The following is a 15,540-nucleotide window of genomic DNA, read 5'->3' as shown; positions in this document are numbered from 1 at the left end:
CGGATGCCAATCCGCCATGCACAGTTGCCTCTTACTGGCAAGCTTCGCATTCTTCGAAACCATCATCACCCGGACGCAGGTAACACGCTTCACCGTCGGCTTCCGCCGTTGCTGTTGCCGCCGCCGCCGCTGCCGCCGCTGCACTGTCGGCCGCCACGCCCATCGCATGGGCCGACATGCCGCCGTCCACCGCCACCGCATTCAACGCGCCGGTCTTGGAGGTTGACTTTTCCATGTGGGTCGCGGCAATGGTGCGCAGGTAGTAGGTGGTCTTCAGGCCGCGCAGCCAGGCCAGCTTGTAGGTCTCGTCCAACTTTTTGCCCGATGCACCCGCCATGTAAATGTTCAGCGACTGCGCCTGGTCGATCCACTTCTGGCGGCGCGACGCCGCTTCCACCAGCCAGCTTGGCGAGACTTCAAACGCGGTAGCGTAAATCTCACGCAAGTCTTGCGGAATGCGGTCGATCTTGGCCAGCGAACCGTCGAAGTACTTCAGGTCGGAGATCATCACTTCATCCCACAGATCGCGCGCCTTGAGGTCGCGCACCAGGTAGGCATTGATCTCCGTAAATTCGCCCGACAGGTTCGACTTTACGTACAGGTTCTGGAAGGTCGGCTCGATACAGGCTGAGACGCCAATGATGTTCGAAATGGTCGCCGTTGGCGCAATCGCCACGCAATTCGAGTTGCGCATGCCGAATTGCTCGATGCGCTCGCGCACCAGGCTCCAGTCCATGGCCGACGAGCTGTCCACTTCCAGGTAGCCGCCGCGTTCCTCGGCCAGCAGCTTGACGGAGTCTTGCGGCAGGATGCCGCGGCTCCACAGCGAACCCTCGTAAGACGCGTAACGGCCGCGCTCTTCAGCCAGCTCGGTCGAGGCCAGGTAAGCGTAGTAGCAAACGGCTTCCATCGAACGGTCCGCGAACTCGACAGCCTGCATCGACGAGTAAGGAACGCGCATCATGTGCAGACAATCCTGGAAACCCATGATACCCAGGCCCACCGGACGGTGGCGCATGTTTGAATTGCGGGCCTTGTCGACAGCGTAATAGTTGATGTCGATGACATTGTCGAGCATGCGCATTGCGGTGCGGACGGTCTTTTGCAGCTTGACCGGGTCGAGCTTGCCTTCTTTCATGTGGGCCGGCATGTTCACCGAACCAAGGTTGCAGACGGCGATTTCATCCGGTCCCGTGTTCAGGGTAATCTCGGTGCACAGGTTCGAGCTGTGGACCACGCCCGTGTGCTGCTGCGGCGAACGGATGTTGCATGGGTCCTTGAAGGTGATCCACGGGTGGCCCGTTTCAAACAGCATCGACAGCATCTTGCGCCACAGGTCGAGCGCGGCTACTTTTTTGAATACGCGGATTTCCCCGGCTGCCGCTTTCGCTTCGTAGCCCAGGTAGGCGGTCTCGAACGCTTTGCCGACCTTGTCGTGCAAGTCCGTGCAGTCGGACGGCGAAAACAGCGTCCAGTCGCCCTTTTCCATCACGCGCTTCATGAACATGTCGGGAATCCAGTTGGCCGTGTTCATGTCGTGCGTGCGGCGGCGGTCGTCGCCCGTGTTCTTGCGCAGGTCGAGGAATTCCTCGATGTCCATGTGCCACGTTTCCAGGTAGGCGCACACGGCGCCCTTGCGCTTGCCGCCCTGGTTCACGGCGACGGCGGTGTCGTTGACCACTTTCAGGAACGGCACCACGCCTTGCGACTTGCCGTTGGTGCCCTTGATGTGGGCGCCCAGGGCGCGCACCGGCGTCCAGTCGTTGCCCAGGCCGCCGGCGAACTTGGCCAGCAGCGCGTTTTCCTTGATGGCGTCGTAGATGCCTTCCAGGTCGTCCGAGACCGTGGTCAGGTAGCACGACGACAATTGCGAGCGCAGCGTGCCCGCGTTGAACAGCGTCGGGGTCGAGCTCATGAAGTCGAACGACGACAGCAGGTTGTAGAACTCGACGGCGCGCGCTTCGCGGTTTTCTTCGCGCAGCGACAGGCCCATGGCCACCCGCATGTAGAAGGCCTGCGGCATTTCAATGCGCACGTCGCGCACGTGCAAAAAGTAGCGGTCGTACAGGGTCTGCAGGCCGATGTAGCCGAACTGCAGGTCGCGGTCGGCAACCAGTGCGCGGGCCAGCTTGGCCAGGTCGAAAGATGCCAGCACCGGGTCCAGCAGTTCATTCGCGATGCCCTTGGCGATGTACTGCGGGAAGTACTCCAGATAGTGCGCGGCCGCTTTCGCCTGCGGCACTTCCTGGCCAAAGACTTCCTTGCGGATCGTGTGCAGCAGGATGCGGGCGGTGACTTGCGAGTACGCCGGGTCTTTTTCCATCAGCGCGCGCGCGGCCAGGATGGCCGACTTGTGCAGCTCTTCGACCGGCACGCCGTCGTACAGGTTGCGTACGGTTTCGGCCAGGATGGCGTCGGCGTCGACGTGCTTTTCCAGGCCGACGCAGGCGGCGTTGATCAGGTCGCGCACTTGCTGCATGTCGAGCGCGCGGCGCACGCCATTGTCAAGCACGTGGATCTGCGGGGCGGCGATATCGCTGGCGCCCTGGGCTTCCTTTTGCAGGCGGCGCTCTTCCATGTGCTTGGCGCGGTACAGCACGTAGGCGCGCGCGACGTCATGCTCGCCCGAGCGCATCAGCGACAGTTCAACCTGGTCCTGCACGTCTTCGATATGGAAGGTGCCGCCCGATGGCTGGCGCCGCACGAGGGCGCTGACGACATTGTTGGTGAGCTGCTCGACCAGGTCGCGCACGCGCGCCGAGGCTGCGCCCTGGCCGCCGACCACGGCCAGAAACGCCTTGGTGACGGCGATGGCGATCTTGGATGGCTCGAACGCGACGACCGAGCCGTTGCGGCGGATGATGCGGTAGTCGCCGCTGGCGGCGATCGCCGCCGGGCTGTTTTCGACTGGTGCGGCAGCTCCAGGTGTGACGTGCATGGGATTGTTCGGTGATTCTTGGCTTGTCTGCATGAGACCTCCTGGAACGGCTGGCAGTTGTGCTGCGCCGATTGTTATATCAAGTGGGCTGCCCTCGGGCGCGCCCAGTTCTAAGACTGAAAAAGAAAAAAATGACCATCCTGCCTGGCGCGCCGGGCTGGAATTCATCGTCATTTTTTGGTAAATACTGCGCTCTTTTTGGGGCGTTCTTTAAAGAAAGCAGTCTTATGCATTTTGGCTGAAGTTCTCTTTGTACCACTACATCTAGTGCATTGATCAAATTTGAAGACTAATTGTAGTGGCTAGGCCGAACGCTTGCAATAGCTTTCTGGAATCACTAACCTAATTTTTTTGACATTTATTCGCGTGCGGGCCCTTGACATTTCCGAGTGCGGGCGCGAGGCGCATCAGGCGGTGAGCGGACACTAACGTCAGTGCCCAAATAGCGGGCAGCCGGGTGAAAAGGTAAGGCGAAAAGCGCCAGCGCATTACCCGAGCGGGATGAGCAGACGCGAGTCATGCACCTGCGCGCCCGAGATCCGGGCTACTAGCGGCGGCCCACGCTGGTCCACCAGCAGATGGTGTTTGCAGGGTAAGCGCGCTATTTACCCCACCTTCCATTGCTAATTTTCCGCACCCAGAATCGGGGCTCCATCAACTAAAGGAGTCACGAACATGCAAGAAGAAACGAAACAGACAATATGGACGACGCGCCTGCAGGATCACGCAGCGTCGGGTCAGCCAATTCGTTCCTGGTGCGCGGTCAATGGCGTAACCGAGGCGTCGTTTCACTACTGGCGCAAGCGGCTTTCGCCGGCACCAGCAACTTCCACAAAACTGATCGCGCTGCCGTTACTGGGAGGCCACGGTGAACAGGTATTGGAAGTCGAAACACCGACCGGCTACGTGATCAGGTTGCGCAGCCAGGCGCAAGTGGACTGGCTTGGCGCGGTTGTGATGGCGTTGCGCTGATGTGGGGTACACCGCAAGGCATGGTGTACCTCGCCACAGGTCATCACGACATGCGCAAGTCGATCAACGGACTGGCGCTGGTAGTGGCCGAGACGCTGGGACTCGATCCAGTCAGCCCGCACTGGTTCGTGTTCTGTAACCGCGCCCGCGATCGGATCAAGATCCTGCACTGGGACACGAACGGCTTCTGGCTGCACTTCCGCCGGCTGGAGGAAGGTCGCTTCCACTGGCCTGAGCACGCCGACGATGCACAGGCGCTGGCCGTGACGGCACGCCAGTTGCGCTGGCTGATCGACGGCTTGAAATGGCAGAACGCGGTGGCGCATCAGGCGATGACACCGCGTGCCATGTGCTAGCAAACTTTATTTCAAAAACATGCAAATGACGTAAACCCAAAACGGAAAATGGTTTGGTAAAGTTACTGCATGTACCCACCCGAGCAACTTGCCAGCCTGCCCCCCGAACTGCGCGCCTACATCCTGGCGCTGGAAGGTCGCGCCGCCGCCGATCAGAAACAGATCGGCGCGCTGCAGCAACGCGTCTCGTTCCTGGAAGACCAGTTTCGACTGGCGCAACTGAAGCGGTTCGCGCCATCGAGCGAAAAACTGGGCGCCCAGGGTTGCCTGTTCAACGAAGCCGAGCAGGACGCCATCGCCTTCCCGGAAAGTGAAGAGCCGGACGGGGCGGATACGCCCAAATCCCCATCCAAAAAGCGCGGCCGCCGGGCTTTGCCGGCGCACCTGCCGCGCAAACGCGTCGAACACGATTTGACCGAAGCGGAAAAGGTCTGCGCCTGCTGCCAAGGTGCCCTGCACCGCATGGGTGAAGAAACGAGCGAACAGCTCGACATCATTCCAGCGAAGGTCCAGGTGTTGCAGCATGTGCGGTTCAAGTATGCCTGCCGTCAGTGCGACCGCCACGGCGAATCAAGCAAAATCATCACCAGCCCCATGCCAGCCCAGCCCATCCCTGGCAGCAACGCCAGCGCCGGCACGGTGGCCACAGTCCTGACGGCAAAATACGCTGATGGGATGCCCCTGTATCGCCAGCACGACTGGCTGCTGCGCGGCGAAGTCGATGTCGCGCGCGGTACGCTGGCCCAATGGTGCATCAAGGCCGGCGTGCTACTCACGCCGCTGTACGCGGCGCTACGGCAGGAGTTGCTGACAAGCGCATTCATCCATGGCGACGAGACCACGCTGCAGGTGCTCAACGAAGCGGGCCGCAAAGCGCAAAACACATCGTATATGTGGGTCTACCGAACGGCCCTGTGCCACGAACGTCAAGTGGTGCTGTTCGAGTACCAGCCCGGACGTGGCCACGACCATCCAGAACGTTTCCTGCTCGGTTACGAGGGGGCAGTCATGACCGACGGTTACGCTGCCTGGCGCATGCTGCCAGGCATGAAGCATCTCGGCTGCATGGCACACGCGCGGCGCAAGTTCGACGAAGCATTCAAGGCGCAGAAAAACCCATCGGGGCGAGCAAAGGAAGTGCTCGACATGATCGGCAAGCTGTACCACATCGAGTCCACGGTGAGGAAAAAGCCGCCGCCGGAGGGCAGTACAGTGGTCGAAGAAATTTACCGCTGGAGACAAGAGAAAAGCCGTCCGATCCTGGACGCACTACACGCCTGGCTGGTCAAGAATCAGGCCGAGGTCATGCCGCAATCACTGATCGGCAAGGCGATCAGCTATGCCCTCGGGCAGTGGCTGTACCTCTATCGCTACATCGATGACGGCCGGGCGCCGATCGATAACAATTTGATTGAACGCGATATCCGTCCGTTTACCATCGGTCGCAAAAATTGGCTGTTCTCGAGTTCGGTTGCGGGCGCGGATGCAAGTGCCGTGATCTACAGCTTGATGCTGACCTGCCGCGCCTGCGACATCGAGCCCTACGCCTACCTGCGCCACGTGCTTACTGAACTGCCGCAGCGGCAACCGGGCGCTGACGTTACTGACCTGCTACCGTTCAACTTCGCGTCGCTGAATCATGATCGCTGCAGCCAACGGTCGTCAGCGGTGGGGTAAATATCGCGCTTACTTTGCAGGCGAGTTTGCCACGATCGGTCGGGTTACGGCCCGTATGCTCGCCACCCACAGCTGCCGGTGCGCTAGCGGCGTCACCGCTAGCTCGATCCACATGGACGTGCGCGCGAAGCCGTCGCGCCTTTCGGCGACCGTAGGTGGGCCGGGAGATGAGTTGCTATGAGCGACCGAAGGCCTTCAGGAAGAAGTGCTTCGGCCATGGCATCACTCCGCCTGTAAACACGGCGCATATCTTAATGCCCGGACTGAACCCGCGTGCGGCCGCCCTCGCCCCAAAGGCGTCATTGCTTTCTTGAAAGGTCGAACGTCTAGCACGGACCGGATGAAGCAAGACCTACGTATCGACTATGCAACGGACACGTAAGCGTTGCTGCTTTGAACGGAGCGCGCACGAATAATGAGGACGGCGAACCCAAGCAGAGCCAAGGTCAGGGCCACCACTGAACCCTCCGCCCCAAAGGATCCGCCACTGAGCCACGACGGTCCTGTCAGATGCCCTAGAATCAGGCCATCACCGTCGCTCGTGCCGGAGACCAGCGACGAGAACACCTGGCTTTGAACATAGTTCCAAGCAAAGTGGATCCCAATGCACAGCCACAACCTGCGCGTTGCCATGTACGCCGCCGCAAACATCATTCCAAAGGCTGTACATGTCAGTACTCCGATCGGATTGGCGCCGAGATTAGGCGCGTGAACCAAGCCGAAGAATACTGAGGAAATTGCCACACCCCAGACACTTCCAAGCGCCTTTTGCGAAATGCCGAAAACAATGCCACGCCCGACTATTTCCTCGAGCAGTGCAACTCCCAGGTAAAAAGGAACGATGCTTAGCATTGCAACAGTGGGTGCGCCGAAGCCGTCAATCCGGTACGCCCCCAAAGACCACAGCACACCAAACAACAGCACCTGCATTGCAAAGCCGATCAGCACGCCAAAGGCCAGTTCGCTTGACGCTCCGCGCATCGACAACTCCGTCACGGGTCGTCTCTCGACTCGAAGCACGAAGAACCGGTATGCTAAAAAAATGAGCACTGATGCGAGTACCATCGGCCAGACATGCGCGTAACGCGCTGGAAGCAGCGCGTGCGCAGTCTTCGTCACCAAGGGTGCTGGAAGCCACACCAGCAGCGACCCCAACAGAATGCGAACCACCGGATTTCCCAGCGCGCGCCTACTTAGCGAAACACTTTTGCTGGAGGATGCTTGCTTTTCATGCATAGTCAAAATGTTCCTGCCTTTCCAATAAGCGCAAAGTTTCGCGTCACCATATGGGCCACGCAATGCGCAGACTAATAGGTCCGCTGCAGCAGGGATAGCGTCACGCGACAGGCTGCGCCGCAACTAGGACGAGTTGCAAAAATCGGGGGTTAGTCTGTGCGCGGGGCTGGGATATGCAGTTGGTGCGGCTGAATGCAGATTCATTTGCAGCGAATGCTGGTTTGAGAGGGCTGTCGGTTGCAGGTATTGCTGGCCGATAATTGGCTGAAATGCAGGTCGATCCACTTAGCGTACTTTAAATTCCGTTTTCTGAGGCGTCCCCTTATTCATCAAATCCTTGAAAAATTCTGGCGACACCGTTCATGCCCATCACGAAAAACCAATGACCGGCCGATAGCAGACCGGCGGTATGGCTCGGTGCATGAGCTTGCGGCCATCAGGGCAAATAACAGGTTTTGTTGGGCCCTCTTACTCGGGCGCCTGGATCTCGAGCTTTTGCATCTGGTAGCGCAGCTGCCGGAAGCTGATCCCCAGCAGCACCGCCGCCTGGGTGCGGTTGAACTGCGTCTGGTTCAGCGCCCGGATGATGATGTCGCGCTCGATCTGGTTCAGGTAGTCCGGCAGACTGTTGGGCAGCGGCTCTTCGGCCACCGGCGCCGCTGGCGCAGGTTCGGCCGGCGCCGCCACTTCCACCGAGGCCTGGACCGGAACCGGAACCGGCACAGCCACCCGCGCACCCTTGAGCGACAAGTCGCACACTTCAATCACGCCGCCATCGGCAAACGCGAGCGCGCGCTCGAGGATATTTTCCAGCTCGCGCACATTGCCCGGAAACGAATAGGCCCGCAGCGCGTCCAGCACGCCCGCCCCCAGCACCGCCTTCTGGCTTGGTCCCGCCAGGCGCGCCAGCACCGCCTCGGCCAGTACGCCCAGGTCGTCGACCCGCTCGCGCAGCGGCGGCACGCTCAGTTCAATCACATTCAAGCGGTAAAACAGATCTTGCCTGAACTTGCCGGTCTCGACGCAGTGCGCCAGATTCTGGTGTGTGGCGCTGATGATGCGCACGTCGACCGGCTCTTCGGCGGTGGCGCCGATCTTGCGCACCCGCCGTTCCTGGATCGCGCGCAGCAGCTTGACCTGCATCGCCAGCGGCAGGTCGGCCACTTCGTCGAGCAGCAGCGTGCCGCCATTGGCCGCCTGGAAAAATCCTTCCCGGTCATCCGCCGCGCCCGTAAACGCGCCCTTGCGGTAGCCGAAAAACTCCGCCTCCATCAGCGCCTCGGGAATCGCGCCGCAGTTCACCGCAATGAACGGCTTGGCGGCGCGCGAACTTTGCGCGTGAATTTCGCGCGCGGCCAATTCTTTGCCGCTGCCCGATTCGCCCGTGATGGCGATCGGCGCCATCGAACGCGCCAGGCGGGCGATCTGGTCGCGCAGCGCCTGCACCATGGCCGACTCGCCAATCAGGCGCCGCGGGGCGCCCTCGCTCGCCGCGCCCGGTCCCGCCAGGCGCAGGGCCGACTGCACCATGATGCGCAGCTCGTCCAGCACGACCGGTTTGCACACATAATCGAAGGCGCCAGCCTTGAGCGCAATGACGGCATTGTCGGCGCTGCCGTAGGCGGTCACCACGGCCACCGGGATGTGGCGGTTGGACGCGGCCAGCTCGCGCACCAGCTCCAAGCCCAGACCGTCAGGCAAGCGCATGTCGGTGAGCACCAGGCCATAATCGCCGCCGGCCAGGAAAGCGCGCGCATCCTTGAGCGTGGCGGCGCTGTCAACGTCCAGGCCCATGCGCACCAGCGTAATTTCGAGCAGCTCGCGCAAATCGGCTTCGTCGTCGACGATCAGTACCCGGGGTGAACTCATTGAATGCCTCTCTAGCTTTGATGTAGCGGTATGCGTTGGGTCAATCCACCACCGGCTGCGCGAACGTAATGACGAAGCGCCCGCTCGCCTTGTGGGCGGCAACAGCGTCGTAGCGGTACTCGTAATCGAGCGTCGCTTCGTTGTTCAAGCATAGTTCGCGCGCCAGGTACAGGCCCAGACCGGTTCCCTTGTTCGAGGTGGTGTAGAACGGTTCGAACAGGTGCGAGCGCACGTCCGGCGTGATGCCCGGGCCGTCGTCCTGCACGTGCAATTCGATGCGCCCGGCCTTGTCGCTGACCGCGTAGATGCGGATACTGGCCGCCGCGCCGCTTGCATAGCGCACCGCATTGGTGAGCAGGTTGACCAGCACTTCGCGCAAGTGCAGCGGATCGAAGCGGACCGGCGCCGTGCCGATGTTGCCTAACCACATCATATCACCGCTCAGGCCGTGAGTTTCCTGGAATTCGTTCTTCAGCTCGCTTAAAAAACTGTCCAAATGCAACGGATCGCCATTCGGCTGCACTTTGCGCGACAGTTGCAAGATGTCTTCGACCATGCGGTTCACACGCGCCACATTGTCGCCGACGATTTTCAGCAGGCGCACATGGCCCGGTTCGCCCAGGTCTTCGGCCAGCAGCGCCGTCGCGTGGCCGATCGCCGACAGCGGGTTGCGCACCTCGTGCGCGATGCTCGCCGTCAGGCGCCCCATGGAAGCGAGCTTGAGCTGCTGCGCCTGGTTTTCGATGGCGGTGACGTCCTGCATGAAGATGACGCAGCGCTCGGCCGCCTCGTCGGGCGTGTCGACGCGCGCAAAACGCAATTTCAGGTGCGCCGACAAATCGCGCCGCCCGGTCCACGCCGGCGCCTGCCCGTCGGCGAAGGTGACATGCGGCTTGACCGTGACGAAGGCCGTGCGCGGCGCCGGCCTGGCCCCGGCCTGCGCCAGCCAGGCCGAAAACGCTTGCCCGATCGGCGCCAGGGCCGGCATGTCGGCCAGCCGGAAATCGCGCTGCTCTTCCGACAGGCCAAGCATGAACTGGGCCGCCGGGTTGCCGGTAAACACGCGACCGTCGCGCCCCACCACCAGGATGCCGTCTTCGACGTCGGCCATGACGATCTCGTTGATCGCCTGCTGGATCTGCAGGTCGGCGCCGCGGCGGGCGGCCAGTTCTTCCTGGCCGATCAGCTTGGCGGCCAGGCGGCTGACAACCAGTACGATGGCAAAAAACACCATGCCGTACAGGCCCGCCTGGGTCAGCGGCACACTGCGGTCGCCCACGAACACCTGGTACAGCGTTTCGCCAAGCAGGAACAGCGCCACCAGCGACGCCGACAGCAGCGCCAGCGTCAGCGGCGCCAAAATGGCGGCGCCCGCCAGCGGAAACAGGTACAGGATCACCAAACCGCTGCGCGCGCCACCGGCCGTGACATACAGCGTCGAGATGATGGCGATGTCGACGCTGATCTGCGCCACGACCTGCAGCAGGAAGCGCCGGCGCACGTAGAACGAGAGCGCGCTAAAGCCGATCGCCAGGATCACGTAGACGATGCAGGTTTCGGCATACAGGTAGTAACTGGGGGCGTAATCCTGGCGGTCGAACGTCAGGTACAGCAGCAGCACCGCGGCGATCACGATGCGCGTGCCGTTCATCGCATTGAGCGAGCGCCAGAAGGTATCGCGCGACTCGCGCGTGAGCGCGCTCCAGCGGCGCATGCCTTATTGCCCGGGCAGGCCGACGTGGCCGGGACTGCAATACTCCAGTGCGCCAACGCGCACCGATTCGGAGGCGGGAAAATACACGTGGCAATGGGCGCAGCACGCCATCGCTTCGCCTTCGTCGAGCTGACGGGCGCCGCGCAGGGGGTCATTCTGGCCCTTGTTCAGCTTGCGCAACTTGCTGCGTACGGCAAACACGACCAGGATCAGCAAGGCCAGCCAGAACAGGGCGCGCATGATCATGCCGCACCCCGCTGCAAGACCACTTCCAGCACGAAGTGGCTGCCGACATAGGCCAGCACCAGCGTGGCGAAACCGGCCAGCGTAAAGCGCAGCGCGGTTTTGCCGCGCCAGCCGCGCCAGCGCCGCCCGATCAGCAAGGCGGCAAACAGGATCCACGACAACAGCGTAAAGATGCTCTTGTGGTCCCAGCGCATGACCTTGCCAAAAACCTGCTCCGAAAACACCAGCCCGGACAGCACCGTCAGCGTAAGCAAAATAAAACCCATCCAGATCAGCCGAAACAGCAGCTTTTCCATGGTCAGCAGCGCGGGCAGTTGGTCGACCGCGTGCGCCAGCCAGCCGCCCTGGGCGACCGGCACGTGCAGGCGCGAGAGCTGCAGCGTCATCAGCACCGCGTGGAAGGCGGCAATGGTCAGCATGCTGTAAGCGAGGATGGCGACCGCGATATGCCAGGCGAAAGCGGGCGGGCGCCCTTCGAGCTGCAGCACGCTGCCGGCAAACAGGGCCGGCAAGATGGCGGCGGCGGCGGCGCACGGCATCACCAGGCGGCGCAGGCCGTCGAGCGCGACATTGCGGTTTTCGATCCAGTAGGCCGATACCGACAGCCACAGCGCGGCCGAAATCATCAGCGCAAAGCCGATGCGCAAGGTGCCGGGCGCGAGCATGTCGAACCAGAGCGCGCCGCCGTGCAGCAGCCAGGCGCCGGCGGTGATGCCGGAAATCAGGCCGCCGCGGCGGGAAGGGAGAAAGGCGCACACCGCGTACAGCAGCGCCGCAAGGACAAAGAGAGTGATTTGCATGACGCTGAGTTTACACTATCGGACCGGGTGGCTGCTAGCGGCCCGCTTTGCGGACGGCATGTCGCGCACATCGCGCCTGCCGAGGCGGCAAGGGCAAAAACGCGCACCGGCACAGCGCTTCTTCACTGCGTTCATTGGATTTCCCGAGGCCGATTGCGTGCACCGGCTGGTGCTGGCCGCAAGACTATACCGACAGGCAACAAGTGTCAAACAGCGCGAGCGGCCGGCCTTATTTGACGGCCAGGCTTTTTTTGGCGGCCTCCAGCAGGTCGGTGCGCACCCATTCGCGCGCCAGCGGCAGCTTGCCCGCAGGCGCGAGGCCCGTGCGCAGCATGGTGTCGGTGGTCACCTGGATGTGGCGCGCGCTGACGTCGAGCGCATAGGGGAAGTTGGCGCTCGCTTCGCGAAACTCGGCGCGGCTCAGCTGACCGTGGAACAGTTCGCTGCGCGCGTAGCGTTCGGCCAGCGCCGGGTCGGCAATAAAGTGGCGGGTCGCTTCGACGAAGCAGTGCATGAATTTTTCGGCCAGCGCGCGCTTGCGGTGATAAAACGCCTCGGTCATGAACAGCACGCGCACCGGTTCGCCGACCGGCGTTTCGTAGGGCCTGAGCACCTCGACCCCCTCACCCTTGATAATCGCCTGCGACGCCTGCGGCTCGGCCTGGAGCATGGCGTCGATCTTTTTCGATGCCAGCGCCTGGTTCAGCGCGTCCGGCGCCAGGTACACCAGTTGCACGTCGCGCCCGGGCGCGCTGCCGGTGGCCATGCCGGCGTCCTGCAGGCTGGCGGCCAGCAGCACTTCTTCAATGCCGCCCTGCGCCACGCCGACTTTTTTGCCTTTCAACCCTTGCAGGTTCCTGATATGTTGCCCGGGCCGCGCGACCAGCCGCAGGCCGCCTTTGGCAAAGCCGGCCACCACAAAAATGGGCGCCCCGCGCGTGCGGCCCACGATGGCCGTCGATGACGCGGTGGCGCCAACGTCCAGTTCGCCCGCGACGATGGCCGCCATCAGCTCGGCGCCCTGGGCATAGCTTTTTTCGTCGACCCGGATGCCGCACTTGGGCGCGATCTCTTTGATATACGACAGCGCGCCAAAGTGGGACATGCCGAGGTTGCCCAGCCTGACAAGTTCTTGCGCCTGGACGCCGCCCACCAGCATCACCGCAGCGGCGGCCAGGGCCGTCCGTAGTATTGCCAGAGCCATGCGCTTCTCCCAAGTTGATCCGACGAGTCAATTGCTGCACGGAAATATAACCGCTACCAACCAGGGTGTCCCTCGAACAGCGCAAGCTTTTGCTTTTTCGCGCCGGCATGCTCAACACAGGCCTTCCGGCTGCCGCGCCCCTGATCCAAGACATGCAAAAGCGAGCCGAGTCCATGCTGCGGCCCGCCGTCTTGGCAGCCTGCACATAGGGTAAAATGGTGCACCATCGGCACTGCGCCGAATCGCCTCTGTGAATCGCCACTATATATATTAGTCAGGTCTGCCATGCTCGATAACTTAACCCAACGCCTTGCCAAGGTCGTCAAGACCATGCGCGGTGAGGCGCGTCTGACCGAAACCAACACGTCCGAAATGCTGCGCGAAGTGCGCCTGGCGCTGCTCGAAGCCGACGTCGCTCTGCCCGCGGTGCGCGAGTTCATCGGCCGCGTCAAGGAAAAGGCGCTTGGCGAAGAAGTCATCGCTTCGCTCAGTCCCGGCCAGGCGCTGGTCGGCGTGGTGCAGCGCGAGCTGGCCATCTTGATGGGTGCCGATCTCGGCCCCGAAGCGTCGCAGCTCAGTTTTGCGCAGCAGCCGCCGGCGATCATCCTGATGGCCGGCTTGCAGGGCGTGGGTAAAACCACCACCGTCGGTAAACTTGCCAAGTACCTGAAAGAAGAGAAAAAGAAAAAGGTCTTGACGGTATCGGCCGACGTCTATCGCCCTGCCGCCATCGCCCAGCTCGAGTCGGTGACCAAGCAGGTCGGCGCCGACTTTTTCCCGTCGACGTCAAGCGACAAGCCGGTCGACATTGCGCTGGCCGCACTGGACTGGGCCAAGAAGCACTATCACGACGTCTTGATCATCGACACTGCTGGCCGCCTGGGTATTGACGAAGCGATGATGCAGGAGATCGCCGCCGTTCACAAGGCGGTGAACCCGATCGAAACGCTGTTCGTGGTCGACGCCATGCTGGGCCAGGATGCGATCAATACCGCCAAGGCCTTCAGCGACGCGCTGCCGCTGACCGGCATCGTTCTGACCAAGCTCGACGGCGACTCGCGCGGCGGCGCGGCGCTGTCGGTACGCCATATCACGGGCAAGCCCATCAAGTTTGCCGGCGTGTCCGAAAAACTGGACGGCCTGGAAGCGTTCGACGCGCAGCGCATGGCCAACCGTATTTTGGGCATGGGCGACATCCTCGCGCTGGTTGAGGAAGCGCGCAAGGGCGTCGACAGCAAGGCGGCGGCCGACATGGCCAATAAGATCAAGGCTGGCGGGCGCTTTGACATGAACGACTTCAAGTCGCAGCTTGGCCAGATGAAGAAAATGGGCGGCATGGCCAGCCTGATCGACAAACTGCCGGCGCAGTTCCAGCAGGCTGCCGGCGGCGCCAACATGGACCAGGCCGACAAGCAGGTGCGGCGCATGGTCGGCATCATCGACTCGATGACGCCGCAGGAGCGGGCCAAGCCGGAACTGATCAAGGCCACGCGCAAGCGCCGCATCGCGGCCGGCGCCGGGGTCCAGGTGCAGGAAGTAAACCGCATGCTGGCGCAGTACGACCAGATGCAGACCATGATGAAAAAGCTCAAGGGCGGCGGCATGATGAAGATGATGCGCGGGATGAAGGGCATGATGCCGGGCGGGATGCGCTAGCCTATTGGAGGCGGGCGCGCTGAAAAACCGGGGCGGCGGGGCCTCTCCGGGCGTAGAAGGGGCTTTTTCCCTTTAAAAAGGGCGATTTTTCTTGAAAAACACTTGCGTCATCCGGGAAACCCCACCAATATAAGCCGTGCGATCAATTGCGCAATTTCCCATGTGTTCGTTAAGGAGGCTCGAAGATGGCAACAGCCAAAAAAACCCCAGCAGCAGCGCCAGCAAAAAAGGCTGCAGCAGCCAAGCCAGCAGCAGCGGCAAAGCCAGCAGCAAAGAAAGCCGCTCCAGCTAAAGCAGCACCAAAAGCAGCAGCAGCAAAAGCACCAGCAGCGCCCCGCAAGCCGAACGCCGCTTTCATGAAAGCGATGACTCCTTCCGCGACCCTGGCCGCAGTTGTCGGCGCAGCGCCGTTGCCACGCACCGAAGTGACCAAGAAAGTCTGGGACTACATCAAGAAGCTTGATCTCCAGGACGCAGCGAACCGCCGCATGATCAATGCCGACGACAAGCTGAAAGCTGTCTTTGGCGGCAAAGCTCAGGTGTCGATGTTCGAAATGACCAAACTCATTTCCGATCACCTGAAATAATAAAATTTAGCTGTCCAAGCCGAATTCGCAAAAAGCCCCGGTCGCAATACCGGGGCTTTTGTGTTTGTGTGGAGCGCGAGCTTGATACTACTGGCCACCATAACATCGTCCTCGCGCGCGCGGCTGTAGCAAAAGGGCCAGCAGTGCCGCAGGAGTTACATCGTCCTCGCGAACGCGGGGACCCATAGAACGGATGCCAATCCCTCCTTTTGAATCAATTAGTTACAGCAATCAGATCGATTCAAGGGGAACGTGACTCGTCAGTTCTATGGGTCCCCGCGTTCG

Annotated in this window: 12 protein-coding genes; 5 read left to right on the top strand and 7 right to left on the bottom strand. The window is 61.8% G+C overall.

Going from position 1 to position 15,540, the window contains the following annotated elements; genetic code table 11:
• Nucleotides 1–31: 31 nt before the first annotated feature.
• Complete coding sequence (locus ACP7BV_RS12840; protein WP_426104310.1) at nucleotides 32–2,938, bottom strand: ribonucleoside-diphosphate reductase subunit alpha; 2,907 nt, start codon at nucleotides 2,936–2,938, stop codon at nucleotides 32–34.
• Between the two features lie 675 nt (nucleotides 2,939–3,613).
• Between ACP7BV_RS12840 and tnpA the strand changes: the two genes are divergently transcribed.
• The 3 genes from tnpA to tnpC all read left to right on the top strand — a co-directional run bounded on the left by tnpA (nucleotide 3,614) and on the right by tnpC (nucleotide 5,943).
• Nucleotides 3,614–3,910 carry an IS66 family insertion sequence element accessory protein TnpA gene (gene tnpA, locus ACP7BV_RS12835; protein ID WP_426104233.1) on the top strand — a complete coding sequence of 99 codons (297 nt, stop codon included), beginning with the start codon at nucleotides 3,614–3,616 and terminating at the stop codon, nucleotides 3,908–3,910.
• Nucleotides 3,910–4,266 carry an IS66 family insertion sequence element accessory protein TnpB gene (gene tnpB / locus ACP7BV_RS12830; RefSeq protein WP_426104232.1) on the top strand — a complete coding sequence of 119 codons (357 nt, stop codon included), beginning with the start codon at nucleotides 3,910–3,912 and terminating at the stop codon, nucleotides 4,264–4,266. The genes tnpA and tnpB overlap by 1 nt, the downstream gene beginning before the upstream one ends.
• 69 nt (nucleotides 4,267–4,335) lie before the next feature.
• Nucleotides 4,336–5,943 (top strand): IS66 family transposase, encoded by a 1,608-nt coding sequence (gene tnpC, locus ACP7BV_RS12825; RefSeq protein ID WP_426104230.1) that lies wholly within the window; start codon nucleotides 4,336–4,338, stop codon nucleotides 5,941–5,943.
• Between the two features lie 363 nt (nucleotides 5,944–6,306).
• Here tnpC and ACP7BV_RS12820 read toward each other — a convergent pair whose 3' ends face one another.
• From ACP7BV_RS12820 to ACP7BV_RS12795, 6 genes are all read right to left on the bottom strand, one after another.
• A complete protein-coding gene (locus tag ACP7BV_RS12820; RefSeq protein WP_426104228.1) occupies nucleotides 6,307–7,179 on the bottom strand; it encodes a CPBP family intramembrane glutamic endopeptidase in 873 nt (290 codons plus the stop codon).
• A gap of 468 nt (nucleotides 7,180–7,647) precedes the next feature.
• Entirely contained in the window at nucleotides 7,648–9,048 is a 1,401-nt protein-coding gene (locus ACP7BV_RS12815; protein WP_426104227.1) for a sigma-54-dependent transcriptional regulator, read from the bottom strand.
• A gap of 40 nt (nucleotides 9,049–9,088) precedes the next feature.
• Nucleotides 9,089–10,762, bottom strand: coding sequence for a sensor histidine kinase (locus ACP7BV_RS12810; protein WP_426104225.1), 1,674 nt, complete (start codon nucleotides 10,760–10,762; stop codon nucleotides 9,089–9,091).
• 3 nt (nucleotides 10,763–10,765) lie between these two features.
• A complete protein-coding gene (locus tag ACP7BV_RS12805; protein WP_426104223.1) occupies nucleotides 10,766–11,008 on the bottom strand; it encodes a PP0621 family protein in 243 nt (80 codons plus the stop codon).
• Entirely contained in the window at nucleotides 11,005–11,808 is an 804-nt protein-coding gene (locus ACP7BV_RS12800; RefSeq protein WP_426104222.1) for a cytochrome C assembly family protein, read from the bottom strand. Before ACP7BV_RS12800 ends, ACP7BV_RS12805 begins: the two co-directional genes overlap by 4 nt.
• Nucleotides 11,809–12,037: 229 nt before the next feature.
• Nucleotides 12,038–13,012: an ABC transporter substrate-binding protein gene (locus ACP7BV_RS12795; protein ID WP_426104220.1), complete on the bottom strand. Its 975-nt coding sequence runs from the start codon at nucleotides 13,010–13,012 to the stop codon at nucleotides 12,038–12,040.
• Between the two features lie 285 nt (nucleotides 13,013–13,297).
• Here ACP7BV_RS12795 and ffh point away from each other — a divergent pair, with 285 nt between their 5' ends.
• Both ffh and ACP7BV_RS12785 read left to right on the top strand, forming a co-directional pair.
• Nucleotides 13,298–14,668 (top strand): signal recognition particle protein, encoded by a 1,371-nt coding sequence (gene ffh, locus ACP7BV_RS12790; protein ID WP_426104219.1) that lies wholly within the window; start codon nucleotides 13,298–13,300, stop codon nucleotides 14,666–14,668.
• A 185-nt stretch (nucleotides 14,669–14,853) separates the two neighbouring features.
• Nucleotides 14,854–15,255, top strand: a complete 402-nt coding sequence (locus ACP7BV_RS12785) for an SWIB/MDM2 domain-containing protein (RefSeq protein ID WP_426104218.1) — start codon at nucleotides 14,854–14,856, stop codon at nucleotides 15,253–15,255.
• Nucleotides 15,256–15,540: the final 285 nt, after the last annotated feature.

The sequence above is a fragment of the Massilia sp. TSP1-1-2 genome, from assembly GCF_049896185.1.
Taxonomy (GTDB): Bacteria; Pseudomonadota; Gammaproteobacteria; order Burkholderiales; family Burkholderiaceae_D; genus Telluria_A.
This window is presented reverse-complemented; position numbering and strand designations above follow the sequence as displayed.

Excerpts from the sequence above, each read along its gene's own strand:
- tnpB (WP_426104232.1), top strand. The coding sequence starts at position 3,910 with ATGTGGGGTACACCGCAAGGCATGGTGTACCTCGCCACAGGTCATCAC.
- tnpC (WP_426104230.1), top strand. The coding sequence starts at position 4,336 with ATGTACCCACCCGAGCAACTTGCCAGCCTGCCCCCCGAACTGCGCGCC.
- ACP7BV_RS12820 (WP_426104228.1), bottom strand. The coding sequence starts at position 7,179 with ATGCATGAAAAGCAAGCATCCTCCAGCAAAAGTGTTTCGCTAAGTAGG.
- ACP7BV_RS12795 (WP_426104220.1), bottom strand. The coding sequence starts at position 13,012 with ATGGCTCTGGCAATACTACGGACGGCCCTGGCCGCCGCTGCGGTGATG.
- ffh (WP_426104219.1), top strand. The coding sequence starts at position 13,298 with ATGCTCGATAACTTAACCCAACGCCTTGCCAAGGTCGTCAAGACCATG.
- tnpA (WP_426104233.1), top strand. The coding sequence starts at position 3,614 with ATGCAAGAAGAAACGAAACAGACAATATGGACGACGCGCCTGCAGGAT.
- ACP7BV_RS12810 (WP_426104225.1), bottom strand. The coding sequence starts at position 10,762 with ATGCGCCGCTGGAGCGCGCTCACGCGCGAGTCGCGCGATACCTTCTGG.
- ACP7BV_RS12815 (WP_426104227.1), bottom strand. The coding sequence starts at position 9,048 with ATGAGTTCACCCCGGGTACTGATCGTCGACGACGAAGCCGATTTGCGC.
- ACP7BV_RS12840 (WP_426104310.1), bottom strand. The coding sequence starts at position 2,938 with ATGCACGTCACACCTGGAGCTGCCGCACCAGTCGAAAACAGCCCGGCG.
- ACP7BV_RS12800 (WP_426104222.1), bottom strand. The coding sequence starts at position 11,808 with ATGCAAATCACTCTCTTTGTCCTTGCGGCGCTGCTGTACGCGGTGTGC.
- ACP7BV_RS12805 (WP_426104223.1), bottom strand. The coding sequence starts at position 11,008 with ATGATCATGCGCGCCCTGTTCTGGCTGGCCTTGCTGATCCTGGTCGTG.
- ACP7BV_RS12785 (WP_426104218.1), top strand. The coding sequence starts at position 14,854 with ATGGCAACAGCCAAAAAAACCCCAGCAGCAGCGCCAGCAAAAAAGGCT.